This window comes from Streptomyces sp. LUP30 (assembly GCF_001746365.1).
Classification (GTDB): Bacteria; Actinomycetota; Actinomycetes; order Streptomycetales; family Streptomycetaceae; genus Streptomyces.
Genome location: NZ_MJAJ01000058.1, coordinates 56,506 through 72,478, shown reverse-complemented (window position 1 = coordinate 72,478; position 15,973 = coordinate 56,506). Strand labels below are relative to the sequence as shown.

The following is a 15,973-nucleotide window of genomic DNA, read 5'->3' as shown; positions in this document are numbered from 1 at the left end:
CGGCCGCGACGGCCCCGGCCGGCGCCCCGGCCCCGCCCGTCGCCGGCGTCCGGTTCGACCGGCCCTCGGAACCCGACGAGTACGCGCTGCAGGCGCCCGACCCCCGGGTGGCCGCCGAGGCCGCGGCGGTGGCCGAGACCGCCAAGGTGTGCGTGGCCTGCCGCGCGGGCCGGGTGGACGACGACGGGTACTGCGAGAACTGCGGACACGCCCAGCCGCGCGAACGCGATCACATGGAGGCGGAGTCGGGCCCGATCGCCGCTGTCAGCGACCGCGGACTGCGTCACCACCGCAACGAGGACGCCTTCGGCCTCGGCTGCACCGCGCTGCCCGACGGCTCGCCCGCGCTCGTGGCGATCGTCTGCGACGGCGTGTCCTCCGCGACCCGGCCCGACGACGCCTCCCTGGCCGCCTCGAAGGCGGCGAGTGAGTCCCTGCTGGCGGCACTGCCGCAAGGGGCGCACCCCCAGCAGGCGATGCACGAGGCGATCGTCGCCGCCTCGCACGCGGTCAACGCGCTGGCCGACGAGCCGGCCACGGCCCGCGAGCAGGCCCCGCACCAGAACGCCCCCGCCTGCACACTCGTCGGATCGGTGGTCACCGCCGGTCTGCTGGTCGTCGGCTGGGTCGGCGACAGCCGCGCCTACTGGGTTCCCGCGGACCGCAGTTCGCCCCCGGCCCGGCTCACCGAGGACGACTCGTGGGCCGCGCAGATGGTCGCCGCGGGTCTGATGAGCGAGGCGGAGGCCTACGCCGACGAGCGCGCCCACGCGATCACCGGCTGGCTCGGCGCCGACTCCTACGAACTGGAGCCGCACACCGCTTCGTTCAAGCCGGACCGGCCCGGTGTGGTGGTGGTGTGCACGGACGGCCTGTGGAACTACGCGGAGGCCGCGGAGGAGATGGCCGAGGTCCTCCCGCCGGACGCCTCCGCCCGGCCGCTGCACAGCGCACGGGTACTGGTCGGCCACGCCCTCGACGGCGGGGGCCACGACAACGTAACAGTGGCCCTCGTGCCGTTCCCCGCCCCCGTCCAGGGGGCAGGATCGGCCTGAGGCCGCAGTACGGGAACGCCGGGACACCCGGACACCGGGACATCTGAACACCGGAGCGACACAACGCCGGGGCACCGGGGCACTGGGTTCCCGGAGCACCGGAGCACCACAACGCCGGGACGCCGGGACACCGGAAGCACCGCCGGCACGGGGACACATGGGGAAGCACGCGCACGGACCGGTGGGGACCGGTCCGTGTCCAGACATCGCCCCGCGAACGTGGGGTTTTCCGAGGGGGATCTGAGCAGGCATGGCCAATTTCTCGAAGTCGAACGTGCCGCAGTTCTCGGTGGACGTCTACCAGAACGAGTACCTGCCGGAGGGCGGTCGCGAGGTCAACGCGATCGTCACGGTCACCGCCACCGGCGGCGGCACGGTGGGCAGCGCGGTCGCCGCGCCGCACCTGTACACGTCGGGCCAGGGCCCGTCCGCCGCCGTGGCGATCATGGTGGACTGCTCCGGCTCGATGGACTATCCGCCGACCAAGATGCGCAACGCCCGTGACGCCACGGCCGCCGCCGTCGACACCCTGCGCGACGGGGTGCACTTCGCGGTGGTCGGCGGCACGCACGTCGCCAAGGAGGTCTACCCGGGCGGCGGCCGGCTCGCGGTCGCCGACGCGACCACCCGCGAGCAGGCCAAGCAGGCGCTGCGCCGGCTGAGCGCGGGTGGCGGCACGGCGATCGGCACCTGGCTGCGGCTGGCCGACCGGCTGCTGTCCACCGCCGACGTCGCCATCCGGCACGGCATCCTGCTCACCGACGGCCGCAACGAGCACGAGTCGCCGCAGGACCTCAAGGCCGCCCTCGACGACTGCGCCGGACGGTTCACCTGTGACGCCCGCGGCGTGGGCACCGACTGGGAAGTGAAAGAAGTCACAGGAATCGCCTCCGCCCTGCTCGGCACCGCCGACATCGTCGCCGATCCGGCGGGCCTCGCCGCCGACTTCACGCAGATGATGGAGACGGCGATGGGCAAGGAGGTCGCCGACGTCGCCCTGCGGCTGTGGACCCCGGTCGGCACCGCCGTCAGGTTCGTCAAGCAGGTCGCGCCGACGGTCGAGGAACTGACCGGACGCCGCACCGAGGCGGGCCCGCGCGCGGGCGACTACCCCACCGGTTCCTGGGGGGACGAGTCCCGCGACTACCACGTGTGCGTGGAGGTCCCGACGGCGAACGTGGGCCAGGAGATGCTGGCCGCGCGCATCTCGCTCGTGATCCCGCAGCCTGACGGCGCCGTCCACAACCTGGGGGCACAGGGGCTGGTGCGGGCCGTGTGGACCGACGACATGGCCGCCTCCACGTCGATCAACCCCCAGGTCGCCCACTACACGGGCCAGGCCGAACTGGCCCAGGTCATCCAGCAGGGGCTGGATCTGCGCAAAGCGGGCGATATGGATGGAGCGACGGCGAAACTGGGCCGGGCGGTGCAGCTCGCGAGCGTCTCGGGGAACGCGGATACTGCGAAACTGCTTGCGAAGGTGGTGGACGTGGTCGACGCGACGACAGGTACTGTGCGACTGAAGGCCAAGGTCGCGGACGCCGACGAGATGACGCTCGAGACCCGGTCCACAAAGACTGTTCGTGTGAAGAAGTGACCTGAACGAGCCTCCGGGACACCGCAGGCTCCCGGGACACCGAAGGAGAGAGGGGGACGCGCCGACATGCCGACCTGCCCGAACGGACACCAGTCGGGTTCCGACGACTGGTGCGAGGTCTGCGGTCACCGCATGGCCGGTGCCGTGCCCCCGCCCCCTCCCCCGCCGCCCCCGCCCGCCGGCGGCGGCTACGGCTTCCCGCCGCCCCCGCCCGGACCCGGTCAGGGCGGCCAGCCCGGCGGACGCCATCTGTCCTCCGTGCCCCAGCACGAGCCCGAGCTCTGCCCGCAGTGCCGCACGCCCCGTGAGGGCGGTGCGCCGTTCTGCGAGGAGTGCCGCTGGAACTTCCTGACCAACACGGCGACCTCGTACACCCCGGCCGCCCCCCGCCCACCGGCCCCCGGCCCGGGCGGCCAGGGCCCCGGCGGCCAGGGCCCCGGTGGTCAGGGCCCCGGTGGTCAGGGCGGACGGTTCCAGCCGCCTCCCCCCTCCTACGGGGGCAGTGACTCCTTCGACTACCAGGGTTCACGCCCGTCCCAGGTGAACCGTCCCGCCGAGCCGATCCCGCCGTTCGGCGGCGAGCCCTCGGGACCGGGCGGTCCCGGCGGCCAGGGTGGTCCGGCCGGCGGTCCGCCGCCGTTCGGACGCGATCCCTCCGGTCCCGGCGGACCCGGCAGCACGGCCGGCGGTCCCCCGCCGGGCGCCTACGGCCGCGAGCCGTCCGGTCCGGGCGGCAGCCCCTTCGGACGTGAGCCCTCCGGCCCCGGCGGCCGTCCTCCCGGGCCGCCCGGCGACCCCTTCGGACGCGAGCCGTCCGGGCCGCCCTCGGACCCCTACCGACGTGCGCAGCCCGGCCAGTCCTCCGACCCCTTCGGGCGCGAACCCTCCGGTCACTCCGGCGACCCCTTCGGACGCGAGCCCTCGGGCCCCGGCGGCCGCCCTCCCGGTCAGGGAGGTCCCGGACAGGGAGGGCCGTCCGGCTTCGGCGGCGACCCCTCGCGGCCGGTCCCGCCGCCGCCCGGTCCCACCCCGACCGCCGGCCCGGGCTTCCCGGGTCAAGGTGCTCCCGGTGGCCCGGGCGGTCAGGGCGGCCGCGGCGGACAGAGCGGTCAGGGCGGTCAGGGCGGTCCCGGAGGCCAGGGCGGCTACGGACAGGACGGTGGTCCCGGCGGTCAGGGCATTCCGCAGGCCTTCCAGCCGTCCGGCCCCTCGGCCCCGTCCGGCTTCCCGCAGGAGACCGGCCGTCCACAGCCCGGCGGTGGGCCCTTCGGCGGCGGTGACGACGACTGGGTGCTCCCCCCGCCGTCGCACGCGGGTCCCGGCCAGGGGGACCCCAGGAACCCCGGCCAGGGCCAGGGCGGCGGTGGCTACGGCTACCCGCAGCCCGGCGCCACGCAGGCTCCGCCCCCGCCCGGCCCGTCGTTCCAGCAGCAGCCGACGACCTGGACGGCGACGATCGGCCCGGACCGCGCGTACTTCATGGCGATGATGCACCGCTCCGGCCCCGAGGCCGCGGGACTGAACCTGCCCGCGTACTCGCCCGAGCAACAGCGCACCCTCACCGGCAACCAGATCACCATCGGCCGCCGTCGCCACTCCACCGGCGAGACCCCCGACATCGACCTGTCGGTGCCGCCGGAGGACCCGGGCGTCTCGCACCAGCACGCGGTGCTGGTCCAGCAGCCGGACGGCAGCTGGGCCGTCGTCGACCAGAACTCGACGAACGGCACCACCGTGAACGGCTCGGAAGAACCGATCCAGCCGTTCGTCCCGGTGCCTCTGCAGGACGGCGACCAGGTGCACGTCGGCGCCTGGACGACGATCACGATCCGCCGCGGCTGAGCGAGGTCCGCCTAGGTCTGTGCCGGGGCGGAACCCGACGCACCCGGCAGGGGCCACGCGTACGGCCCCTCCGGCGCGTCGAGCCAGGCCCACGCGTGCCCGCGGTCGACCGTGATGCCGTAGCGCTCCCGCCCCGGCATGCCCTCGCGCTCCCACAGGGCGTACGCCTCCTGCGGGGCGAGGGCGCCCCGGGTCAGGGTCAGCAGGAAGCGGAACAGGTCGCTCTCCCTGGCCCGGTGCGGGACGCCGGCGAACGCCACCGGCTCCGGCTCGGGCCGGTCCGACCCGCGCAGCGGCACGAAGAAGGCGGGGGTGTGCAGGAAGCGCCCCTCGGCATGTCCGGCGTCCCGCACGGTCAACACGATCAGCCCGGTGGCCAGCGGGGCCAGGACGAGCGCGCCGGGCGCGCACTGGGCCGGCCAGGCCGACGGGATCGACGCCAGCGTGCAGGTCGCGACGATCCGGTCGAAGGGTGCGCGCTCGGGGACACCGCGCGCCCCGTCGCCGGTGACGACGGCCGGTCGGTACCCGGCGGCGGCGAGATGCCTGCGGGCGGACTCGGTGATCTCCGGATCCAGGTCGACGGTGGTGACGTTCGCGTCGCCGAGCCGGTACGACAGCAGCGCCGCGTTGTAGCCGGTGCCCGCGCCGATCTCCAGGACCCGATCGCCGTCCTCGATGTGCAGCTCGGCCAGCATCAGCGCCATCAGGGAGGGCTGGCTGCTGGAGGAGAGCAGCACGCCGTCGCGGAGCCGGGTGGCCAGCGGGACGTCCTCGTAGGCGCCGCGCAGCCACCGCTCCCTGCCGCGCGGGTCGGAACTCTCGCACCAGCGGCGTTCGTAGCCGCCGGCGCCGCTGACGTAGTAGTAGGGCACGAAGAGGTGGCGCGGGACGGTCGCGAAGGCCTCCCGCCACCGCGGGTCGGCGGCGAAGGCGCCGCTCGCGTCGATCTCGCGCGTCAGCGCGGCCCGCTCGGCGGCGGCCAGGTCCGCGAGCCTTCCGCCGAGCCCTCCGAGTTCGTGCTCACCCATGCCTCCACTGTGCGGGGCGGCACGCCCCGAGGCGAACCTGGCGGACGGGGTGCGTGTCGCCGGCCGACGGCCCGTGGCCGACGCCCGTGGTCCTAAGCCTCGAGTCCTCCGTCTTCGCGTCTGAGACCATGGGAGGCGTGAAAGAGATTCGGCGCGGCACGCTTCAGGAGCAGACCTTCTACGAGCAGGTCGGTGGGGAGGGGACCTTCCGCCGGCTGGTCCACCGTTTCTATCAGGGAGTCGCCGAGGACCCGATCCTGCGGCCCATGTACCCGGAGGAGGACCTGGGCCCGGCCGAGGAGCGGTTCGCGCTGTTCCTCATGCAGTACTGGGGCGGTCCGACGACGTACAGCGAGCACCGCGGTCACCCGCGGCTGCGTATGCGGCACGCACCCTTCGTCGTCGACCGAGCCGCACACGACGCCTGGCTGAAGCACATGCGCGAGGCGGTCGACGAGCTCGGCCTGTCCGAGGAGCACCAGCACACGCTGTGGAACTACCTGACGTACGCGGCCGCGTCGATGGTGAACACCCCGGAGTAACCCGGCTCAGGAGCCTCCGGCACGTCAGCGGACTCCGCGACGCCTCCGAACCCCGCGACGCCGCCGGACCTCGCGCGCCGACGGCCCCCGCGAGGTCAGTGGACGCTGACGTCGAGCGTCCCCAACGTGCCCGACCGCCGTACGGCGATCGACCCGTACGGTGTGCGCAGCCGCAGCCACGCGCCGCGGGAGAGGAGCGCGAGGTCCCCGGAACCCGTCGAGGGCCGCAGGAAACCCAGCGACTGGGCCGCGTGCACGGCCCGCACGGGAAGACCGGTGCCGCCGACCGTCCGGGACCAGATCTCCCGCCCGATGCGGTCGAGTTCGGCGCGCGTCCGCAGGTCGGCGGCCAACTCCTCGGTCCGCGACCGGAATTCGGCGACGGCCGCGCCGACCGTCGCGCGCAGCGCGTCCGGCGAGGGCAGCGCGGGCTCGGGCCGCCAACCGCCGCGCGGCGGCAGCACACCGGCCCACGGCGGACCGGTCACGGCGGCGGGGACGGCGGCCGTGGCGGCGCTCTCGTCGACGGCCTCCAGCAGTTCACCGGCGGACACGGTCACGTCCAGCGTGACGTCCAGGCCGTTCTCGTACGGTTTGGCCAGTCGGACGGCGCGGACGGCGAGCACCTCGAAGGACGGCGGCCTGCCGAAGACGGCGAGCGCGGTGCCGGCCGCCTGCAGCCGCACGGCCGCGCCACGGTCGTAGTGGAGCAGCCGGGAGAGGAAGGCCGCGAGGTCCGCCGCCTCCCCCTCGTCGGCGAGGTGGAGCACCGTCATGCGGCGACGGCCTCCTTGTCGGCCTCCAGGTCGTCGTCCCGGTACTCCGACAGGAACTCGCGCTCCTCTGCGGTGAGCCGGCGCGGACGCTCGGCCTGGAAGTCGAACGGCACGACCACCGTCGAGGCGCGGACGTACACGTGGTCGCCGTCCTTCACCTCGGAGGTGATGGTGAAGGACGCGGCCCTGATCTCCGTGATCCACAGCTCGATGTCCACGGGGGTGTGCCGGTGGACGAGCTGCCGCTTGTAGTCGATCTCGTGTCGCGCCACCACGGACCCCTGCTGGAAGTCCTTCTCCGGACGGAACAGGAAGTCGATACGGGCTTCCTCCAGGTAGCGGACGAAGACCGCGTTGTTGACATGGCCGTAGGCGTCCATGTCGGACCAGCGCAGCGGGCAGCGGTAGAGGTGGCGCAAGATCGATCAGCCCCGGGTCAGCTTCTTGTAGGTGGCGCGGTGCGGACGGGCGGCGTCCGGTCCCAGTCGCTCGATCTTGTTCTTCTCGTACGACTCGAAGTTGCCCTCGAACCAGAACCACTTGGAGTCACCCTCGTAGGCGAGGATGTGCGTGGCGACCCGGTCGAGGAACCACCGGTCGTGGGAGACGACCACGGCCGCCCCCGGGAACTCGAGCAGCGCGTTCTCGAGGGAGGACAGGGTCTCGACGTCGAGGTCGTTCGTCGGCTCGTCGAGGAGGAGCAGGTTGCCGCCCTGCTTGAGGGTGAGCGCGAGGTTGAGCCGGTTGCGCTCGCCGCCGGAGAGCACACCGGCCGGCTTCTGCTGGTCCGGACCCTTGAAGCCGAAGGCCGAGACGTACGCGCGGGACGGCATCTCGACCTGTCCGACGTTGATGTAGTCCAGCTCGTCGGAGACGACGGCCCACAGCGTCTTCTTGGGGTCGATGTTCGCGCGGCTCTGGTCGACGTACGAGATCTTGACGGTCTCGCCGACCTTGATGGATCCGGAGTCGGGCTCTTCCAGGCCCTGGATCATCTTGAACAGCGTGGTCTTGCCGGCGCCGTTCGGGCCGATGACCCCGACGATGCCGTTGCGCGGGAGCGTGAAGGAGAGATCGTCGATGAGGACCTTCTCGCCGAACGCCTTGGAGAGGTTGTTGACCTCGACGACGATCGACCCGAGCCGCGGGCCCGGCGGGATCTGGATCTCCTCGAAGTCCAGCTTCCGCATCTTGTCGGCCTCGGCCGCCATCTCCTCGTAGCGGGCCAGACGGGCCTTGGACTTGGCCTGACGTCCCTTGGCGTTGGACCGCACCCAGTCCAGCTCTTCCTTGAGCCGCTTGGCACGCTTGGCGTCCTTCTGCCCCTCGACCTTGAGGCGGGTCGCCTTGGTCTCGAGATAGGTGGAGTAGTTGCCCTCGTAGGGGTGGGCGCGACCGCGGTCGAGCTCCAGGATCCACTCGGCGACGTTGTCGAGGAAGTACCGGTCGTGGGTGACGGCGACGACGGTGCCGGGGTACTTGGCGAGGTGCTGCTCCAGCCACTGCACGGACTCGGCGTCCAGGTGGTTGGTGGGCTCGTCGAGCAGCAGCAGGTCGGGGGCCTCCAGCAGCAGCTTGCAGAGCGCGACGCGACGGCGCTCACCGCCGGAGAGGTTCGTGACGGGCCAGTCGCCGGGCGGGCAGCCCAGGGCGTCCATGGCCTGCTCCAGCTGGGTGTCCAGGTCCCACGCGTTGGCGTGGTCGAGGTCCTCCTGCAGCTTGCCCATCTCGTCGAGCAGCGCGTCCGAGTAGTCGGTCGCCATCAGCTCGGCGACCTCGTTGAAGCGCCTGAGCTTGCCCATGATCTCGGCGGCGCCGTCCTGCACGTTCTCCAGAACGGTCTTGGACTCGTCGAGCGGCGGCTCCTGCAGCAGCATGCCGACGCTGTATCCGGGCGACAGGAACGCGTCGCCGTTGGAGGGCTGCTCGAGCCCCGCCATGATCTTCAGAACGGTGGACTTACCGGCACCGTTCGGCCCGACCACACCGATCTTCGCGCCGGGCAGGAAGCTCAGCGTTACGTCGTCAAGGATGACCTTGTCGCCGTGTGCCTTGCGCGTCTTGCGCATGGTGTAGATGTACTCAGCCAAGAGAAACCGTCCGGCAGCTTGAAATCAGGCAGTGGGCAGATACACCCCATCTTGCCGGACTGCCACCCCTCGGGGGAAACCCGTTCAGGTCGGACCCGCTGACCTGGGGTTTCGTCGTAGACACCCCGGTGGACGAGCGATGGACAACCCCCGGACGGCCCCCAGCGGGCTCGGGCACGGCACGGGTACGGCCCGGGTACGGCCCGTGGAGGGCCCGCAGCCGGTGCCGCGACGGTGCGGCGATCCGACGGCTCCGGCGCCCCGCCTCCCTGCGACCGGGCCGGAGCGGGGGCAGTGGGGACGTGGCACTGAGGGCCGGGAAGCGGAGGTGGAGACCTTGGGGGGTGGGATGCCCGAGGGGAGGGAGACCCGGGGGGGGGACGGGACGCAGCGGTGTGGCAGGTGGGCCGGAGTCGGGGAGTCGACGTCAGGGGGCGGGCGGCTCAGTCGTGGGGCTGTGCGTCCTTCCGGCCGATCAGGACCAGGGCAGCGCCACCGATGATCACCAGGCCGATGGCGGTGCCCGCGATGAGAGGGGTGGCGCTGGTGCCGCCCGTCGCGGCAAGGTCGACGTCGCTGGCGGTCGATGCGCCGCCCACCGTGGCCGGGCTCGGCTCGCTCAGGGTCTGGGTGGTCAGGCCCGCGGTCTCGTCGGCCTGGGTCCTGCAGTCAAGGACGCCGGTGAAGCGGTGGTCGACGCCTTGCGGGCCGGCGATCGTGAAGTCGTAGGCCTGGTCCTCCTGCAGCGGGATCGTCACCGTTCGGGACGCGCCGGGCGGGATGGTGTGGTCGAGGCCCATCAGCTCGAAGACGAACGCCTCGTCGCCCCGGTTGACGGCGGTGAGGTCCACACCGGTCTTCGCGCAGTTCTTCGCCGCGGACAGGGCCGGGAGGGCACCCTGCCGGGCCCAGGCCGCGCTCGCCGTCGCCGACACGGTCGACTCGCTGGAGCCGGCCAGGATCTGGGTCTGGCTGCGGCTCTCGGAGGTGAAGGCGCGGCCGACGGGGACGGTCGTGGAGGCCTGCACGGTCAACTCTGCCGAACCGGGGACCGCGTCGGCGGGCACGTCGAAGAACAGCTGACTGCCGTCCGTCGCGGACGTGACCACCGTGCCGTCCTTGCCGACGATCCGAACCCCGCTGGCGGCGGCGTTCGGCGGAGGCGCGACCGTCACGGCGGTCGCCTCCGTGTGCACGGTCACCGGGCCGAGCGGTTCGCCGGGGCGGCCGGAGACGGCGGGCACGTCCAGGGCGAGGGACGCACGGGGCTCCGCGACCGGGCGCGCGGTCTTCTGGAGGTAGTCCGCGAGCCGCTCGGCCTGCGGGTCGACGGCGTCGACGTCGGCGCCGTCCGAATAGCGCCAGATGGCCACCTGGGTGCCGGCGGCGGCGTCCTGCTCCGTGAGACCGCCGTCGATGCCGGCCTTGTGGGCGAGCGAGGCGAGGTCGTTCACCTGGGGGTAGGAGTTCTGCAGGATCCAGCGGATGCGGCCCGCGTCCCGGTTGGCGCCGAGCGAGGTGCCGCTCCACGGCGTCTCGTGGTATCTGGCGTCCCGCTGCGTGGGGTTGTACAGGTCGACGCAGTAGGTCTGCAGGGTGCCGCCGCCCTCGACGGACATCTCGAACAGTCCTGCCGGGACCTCCTGGTCCCCGCCGTCGGCGTGGATCACGGCCGCGCCGTAGGTCTTGAGGCCGCCTATCGTCGCGGTGGCCCCACCCTGACTCTGCGTCATCTCGGCGGCCGTCGCCGTGCCCGCGCCGGCGACGACGCCTGCCGCGACGAAGCCGGACACCAACGTCGCCACGGCGAGGCGGACCGCGCCCCGTCCGCGCGAGAACCGCGCAGAGAACGAAGAAATCACACAATTCCCCTTCGAGCAGGACCCGTTGATGTGGGGGGTACGGGTCCCACCTGCAGAATCTGAAGCCCCGTGAGCCACGTCCGGCATCCTAGAGACGCAGCGCACCACGCTTACCGGTCATCTCATCGGATCGACGATCCGACTCGGAATCGTTATCCCCAAGATCGCCGACCGGCCGGGCTTATCGACAAATACCCTCGACGGCCTGGAGCGCATTCGCCGATAAGCGGCAACTCGGTCAGCGCGCGCGCCGCCTTTGCCCTGACTCTGCGTCACCGTCCCGTTCCTTCACGCAGTTGATCATCCCGTGCGTGCCGGGCCCCGGTTCACGTCACCGCCGCCGGCTCGCGGCGCGACGGGGTGTCGGGCTCCGGTTCCGCGGAATCCGCGGCCGGTGTCTCCCAGTCGGGTTCGGGCCGCGTCGGCGTGCCGGTGGCGGCAGGCTCGGGGCGGCTCGATCGGCGGAAGGCCGACGTGCCCCGGGCGAGGTCATGACCGATCGCCACGGCGTCGATGTCCGCCGACGTCCACCCCTGCTGTCCCTCGCGGGACTCCGTGCGCACCTTGAGCCGCCCCTGCACGACGACCGGGTCGCCGACGTTCAGCGAGGCCATCGCATTCGAAGCCAGCTGGCGGTTGGCCCACACCGTGAAGAAGTTGGTGTGCCCGTCGGTCCAGGCGCTCTTCTCGCGGTCCCAGTAGCGCGAGGTCACCGCCAGCCGGAACCTCGCCGACGCGCCCGCCGCCAGCTCCCGGAAGACCGGCTGTGTCGCCACGTTGCCCACCGCGCAGACCATCGTCTCGTTCACTCGAACCCCTCCTCACCGGGCGGTCGCCCCGCCCGGATGCGCCGACGGGCCCGTCCCGTACGGCTGCGTCCGCCGCGACGGTCGTGGGCCGGTGCCCCGAGTCCCGTCGCCTGCTTCGCGGCGACCGCGTCCGTCACGATCGCCGCGAAGCCAGACTGCCTCCGCCGAGCCGGGCCCACCGAGCGCTGTGGATCACCTCCGGCCTGTGGAGAACCCCACCACCCGGACGAGTGATGCACGTCCCCCCTGGGCGTATCACCCCCGTGGATCACTTGACGTCATCGTGCGCCCGCCGCCACTCCCGTGACCCGCGCGTACTGCTCCCGGACCTCCCGGTACCGCAGCAGTTCCGAGGCGACGGGATCCAGCACGCGCGCCCGACCGCAGCCGGCCGCCGCCTCCCTCAGCCGGCGTTCCGCGTCCTGGCCGTAGCGCCGGGCCGGGCCGCGTGCCGCCATCCGGCAGCTCCACTCGACCAGCGGACCGCCCACGATGCCGGACACCATCAGCAGCACCGGAACCCCGAGATTCGGCGCGAGAACGCCCACGATCTGACCGACGAGCCACAGCCCGCCGACGACCTGGAGGAGCGTCATGCACGCCTGCGCCATGACGGCCACCGGCCACCAGCCCGGCCGCGGCGGCCGACCGGGCGGCAGCCCGGCCCGCGCCGCCAGCTCGTCCAGCGCCTCGGGCAACCCCTGGGCACCGCGCACGGCCGCCTCCCGCACGGCCTGCGCCCAAGGCGTGGGCAGTCCCGCCGAGGCCCGCTCGGACAAGGTGCGCACCGCCTGCTCGACACGTTGCCGCGCGGTGGTCTCCTCGTCGGGCTGGGCGGTGATCGGCAGTCGGCCGGTGGGAGGGTCGCGCCGGTCCTGGTGCCAGCGCCACAGCCGCAGCCACGGCGTCCCGCACGCGCGCCCCGCGTTGCGCAGCCAGGCACGCTCGGCCGCCTCGCCGGCCGCGGTGGCGCCCACGGCGTCCGCGAGACGGTCGGCGAACTCGTCCCGCGCCTCCTCGCTGAGGCCGGTGCGCCGCCCGGTGGCGTAGACGGGACGCAGCCGCCAGGCGGCGGTGTCCAGGTCGGCCGAGATGCGACGCGCCGCCGCGCCGCGTTCCGCGACGAACTGGCCCAGCAGCTCGCGCAGTTCCGCGAGGCCGTCCCCGGTGAGCGCGGACAGGGCGAGCACGGTGGCGCCCGGCTCGCCGTACTCCCCGAGAGCCACGCCGTCCTCGTCCAGGAGGCGCCGCAAATCGTCGAGGACCAGCTCGGCGGCCTCGCCGGGCAGCCGGTCGACCTGGTTGAGGACGATGAACATGACCTCCGCGTGTCCCGCCATGGGGCGCAGATAGCGCTCGTGCAGGACGGCGTCGGCGTACTTCTCGGGATCGACGACCCAGATGACCGCGTCGACGAGCCCGAGGACGCGGTCGACCTGCTCGCGGTGCTGGACGGCAGCGGAGTCGTGGTCGGGCAGGTCGATCAGGACCAGCCCGCGCAGCTGCTCCTCCGCGTCCGCGCTCTGCACCGGCCGCCTGCGCAGTCGTCCCGGGATGCCGAGGCGGTCGATGAGGGTCGCCGCGCCGTCGCTCCAGCTGCAGGCGATGGGCGCGGAGGTGGTCGGCCGGCGTACGCCCGTCTCCGAGATGGTCACTCCGGCGAGGGCGTTGAACAGCTGCGACTTCCCGCTTCCGGTGGCGCCCGCGAGGGCGACGACCGTGTGCTGCCCGGAGAGCCTGCGCCTCGCGGCCGCCTCGTCGAGGACCCGGCCGGCCCGGGCGAGCGTCCTGTTGTCGAGACGCGCGCGGGAGAGGCCCACGAGCTCGCGCAGGGCGTCGAGCCGGGAGCGCAGATGGCCGTCGAAGACGAGCGGCGTCGTGGGCAGGGCCCCTCCCCCTCCGCCTCCCGCTCCCCCTCCGCCTCGAGCCTCCTTGGCGGCTGCCTGTTCGGCGGCGGAGGCCTCGGTCACCCGACGGGCGATGAGCCCGTCGTCCCAGGCCGCCCCGCCCTCCGCCGCGGAGTCGGCGCGGGAGCCCTGACCGGAGCCCGCACGGGCGGAGGAGTCATCGGCGGAGGCGAGACCATCGGCGCCGGCTCCAATGCCGGTGCCGGTGCCAGTGCCAGTGCTGGTTCCGGTGCCGGGCACGCGCGCGTGGCGGGCGGCCTCGCGTTCCGCCTCCGAGCGACGGCCACGCTCCCGGGACTCCCGCTGATCACTGGACTCCCGCTGATCCCGGGGTCCTCGATGACCCCGGGGGTCTCGCTGGTCTCGGGGGTCTCGCTGGTCTCGGGGAGCCTGGGCATTCGGGTCCCGGGTCTCCGTCGCCGGGCTCTCCTCCTCCCCCGATCCACGAGCCCCCGCCCGCTCCCGACGCCCGGTGTTCCCGGTATCCCCGTTCGCCCGGTCGTCGCGGTCGTCTCCGTCACCCATGTGGTCGGTGTGATTCCTGTGATCCGTGTGGTCCCCGCGATCTGTGCGGTCCGTGCGATCCGTATGGTCCGTGTGGTCCGTGCGATCCGTATGGTCCGTGCGATCCGTATGGTCCGTGTGGTCCTGGTCAGTGACGGCGGTCACCGGTCACCTCTCCTTCTGCAGTACGGACAGCGCGGCGATGAGTTCGGCCTGGGGTTCGGGGTGGACTTCGAGTCCGTCGAGCGGGGCGAGACGGCGCTCGCGTTCGGCTTGCATCACACGGTCGAGGTGCTCCGCGAGCAGCCGTCCGGCCCGGTCACGCAGCCGCAGCGCCCCGTGGGCGCCGATCCGTTCGGCGAGTCCCTCGCCCGCGGAACGCGCCCTGCGGCCGCCCAACAGGACGGTGGCGACGAGAGCGGCGACGGCCTCCGGATCCGGCGCGGCACCACGTTCCAGGCCGCGCACCTCGTCCTCGGCGTATTCGTCGAGCTCGCGTCGCCACCGCCGCACCGCGAGACCGATCCGGTGCTCGACGCTCTCCGGGGCCGTGTCATGGTCCGTCAGCTCGGGTGCTTCGGACGCTGGTTCGCGCCGCCATGCCTCGCCGACGCGTTCGTCGGCGGCGGCGACGGCGCACAGCAGGAGCGCGACGAGGCTCTCCGAGAGGGCATCGAGGAGTTCACCGGCGGTGCAGTCCAGGGGGAAGGCCCGCCAGCGCTTGAGGGCGTCGCCGGCGAGCACGGCGCCGCTCTGCAGTCGTCCCCGCACGCGCGTGTACTCGCTGTCGTACGCCGCTTCGACGGCCGAGGTGAGCCGCAGGGCCGCCGCGTACTGCGCGGCGGCGGCGCCGGCCAGTTCGGGCATGCGGGCCTTGAGTGAGTCGAGCACGCCGTGGGCCGTGCGGGTCAGGACGTGGCGGCGGGCGCTGGAGTCCTGCGTGTGATGGGCCAGCCAGGTCCGCAGCGGCGCCACCGCGGTGGCCGGCAGCAGACCGCCGCCCCAGGCGGACTCGGGCAGTTCGGGAACCGTGAAGCGCGGCACGTCCCCGAGCCCGGCTTTGGTGAGCAGGGCGCCGTACTGCCGTGACACCTCGGAGACGACCTGGTGAGGCACACGGTCGAGGACGGTCACGAGCATGGCGTCGTACTCCTTGGCGGTGCGCAGCAGATGCCAGGGCACGGCGTCGGCGTATCGGGCGGCCGTCGTGACCATCACCCAGATGTCGGCGGCGCAGATCAGTTCGGCCGCGAGGACGCGGTTGTCGGCGACGAGGGAGTCGATGTCGGGTGCGTCGAGGAGGGCGAGGCCGGGCGGCATTGTGTCGGCGGTCTCGATGCGCAGCACGCGTCTCCCGTCCTCGCCCGGCAGCAACAGGTCCTCCGTGGCCTCCTGATGGGGCGCCCACACGCGGGTGAGACCGGGCAGCACCCGCATGCCGCTGAACCAGTGATGGTCCTCCGGGTGACACACGAGCACCGGGGTCCGTGTCGTCGGCCGCAGCACGCCCGCTTCGCTGACGCGCCGCCCCACCAGGGAGTTGACGAGGGTGGACTTGCCGGCGCCGGTGGACCCGCCCACCACCGCGAGCAGCGGGGCCTCCGGTTGCCTGAGTCGGGGCACCAGATAGTCGTCTAGCTGGGCGAGGAGTTCGTCGCGGTTGGCACGCGCGCGTGGAGCGCCCGCCAGGGGCAGCGGGAAGCGTGCGGCGGCGACACGGTCGCGCAGGGCGGAGAGTGCGTCGAGCAGCTGAGGCCGTACGTCCAAGGTCACCACACGCGAAGAATGCCCAATTTTAGGGGATTTATGAAGCATATAGGCATGTCTGCGCGCCGATTGGACACAACGGACGGAAGGTATGACTGGGACAGAGGCACAGCCCAGGCATAACGAGTGCACAACACCCGCGTTCCCGGACGCCAAAAGCGATGCACGATTCGCACCTGCCTGCGATTATC

General features: G+C 72.8%; 12 protein-coding genes. 4 read left to right on the top strand and 8 right to left on the bottom strand.

The window, feature by feature from the left end:
- The 3 genes from BG482_RS34135 to BG482_RS34125 form a co-directional block, all read left to right on the top strand.
- A partial coding sequence (locus tag BG482_RS34135) for a PP2C family serine/threonine-protein phosphatase (protein WP_069773082.1) occupies positions 1–1,055 on the top strand: 1,055 nt, incomplete at its 5' end.
- Between the two features lie 250 nt (positions 1,056–1,305).
- Positions 1,306–2,652, top strand: coding sequence for a VWA domain-containing protein (locus BG482_RS34130; protein WP_069773081.1), 1,347 nt, complete (start codon positions 1,306–1,308; stop codon positions 2,650–2,652).
- A gap of 66 nt (positions 2,653–2,718) precedes the next feature.
- A complete protein-coding gene (locus BG482_RS34125) occupies positions 2,719–4,494 on the top strand; it encodes an FHA domain-containing protein (protein ID WP_069773080.1) in 1,776 nt (591 codons plus the stop codon).
- A gap of 11 nt (positions 4,495–4,505) precedes the next feature.
- Here the strand turns inward: BG482_RS34125 and BG482_RS34120 are convergent, their stop codons facing one another.
- A complete protein-coding gene (locus BG482_RS34120) occupies positions 4,506–5,525 on the bottom strand; it encodes a methyltransferase domain-containing protein (RefSeq protein WP_069773079.1) in 1,020 nt (339 codons plus the stop codon).
- A 128-nt stretch (positions 5,526–5,653) separates the two neighbouring features.
- Here BG482_RS34120 and BG482_RS34115 point away from each other — a divergent pair, with 128 nt between their 5' ends.
- Positions 5,654–6,067, top strand: a complete 414-nt coding sequence (locus tag BG482_RS34115; RefSeq protein WP_069773087.1) for a globin — start codon at positions 5,654–5,656, stop codon at positions 6,065–6,067.
- 95 nt (positions 6,068–6,162) lie between these two features.
- Here the strand turns inward: BG482_RS34115 and BG482_RS34110 are convergent, their stop codons facing one another.
- From BG482_RS34110 to BG482_RS34080, 7 genes are all read right to left on the bottom strand, one after another.
- Positions 6,163–6,843, bottom strand: coding sequence for a hypothetical protein (locus tag BG482_RS34110; protein ID WP_069773078.1), 681 nt, complete (start codon positions 6,841–6,843; stop codon positions 6,163–6,165).
- Complete coding sequence (locus BG482_RS34105) at positions 6,840–7,262, bottom strand: thioesterase family protein (protein ID WP_069773077.1); 423 nt, start codon at positions 7,260–7,262, stop codon at positions 6,840–6,842. The genes BG482_RS34110 and BG482_RS34105 overlap by 4 nt, the downstream gene beginning before the upstream one ends.
- 6 nt (positions 7,263–7,268) lie before the next feature.
- Positions 7,269–8,933 (bottom strand): energy-dependent translational throttle protein EttA, encoded by a 1,665-nt coding sequence (gene ettA / locus BG482_RS34100; protein ID WP_069773076.1) that lies wholly within the window; start codon positions 8,931–8,933, stop codon positions 7,269–7,271.
- 443 nt (positions 8,934–9,376) lie between these two features.
- Positions 9,377–10,795 carry a TQXA domain-containing protein gene (locus BG482_RS34095; protein WP_069773075.1) on the bottom strand — a complete coding sequence of 473 codons (1,419 nt, stop codon included), beginning with the start codon at positions 10,793–10,795 and terminating at the stop codon, positions 9,377–9,379.
- A gap of 326 nt (positions 10,796–11,121) precedes the next feature.
- Positions 11,122–11,604 carry a single-stranded DNA-binding protein gene (locus BG482_RS34090; RefSeq protein WP_069773074.1) on the bottom strand — a complete coding sequence of 161 codons (483 nt, stop codon included), beginning with the start codon at positions 11,602–11,604 and terminating at the stop codon, positions 11,122–11,124.
- 278 nt (positions 11,605–11,882) lie between these two features.
- Entirely contained in the window at positions 11,883–14,180 is a 2,298-nt protein-coding gene (locus BG482_RS34085) for a YfjP family GTPase (protein WP_079142475.1), read from the bottom strand.
- Positions 14,181–14,183: 3 nt separating this feature from the next.
- Complete coding sequence (locus BG482_RS34080) at positions 14,184–15,791, bottom strand: dynamin family protein (protein WP_069773073.1); 1,608 nt, start codon at positions 15,789–15,791, stop codon at positions 14,184–14,186.
- Positions 15,792–15,973: the final 182 nt, after the last annotated feature.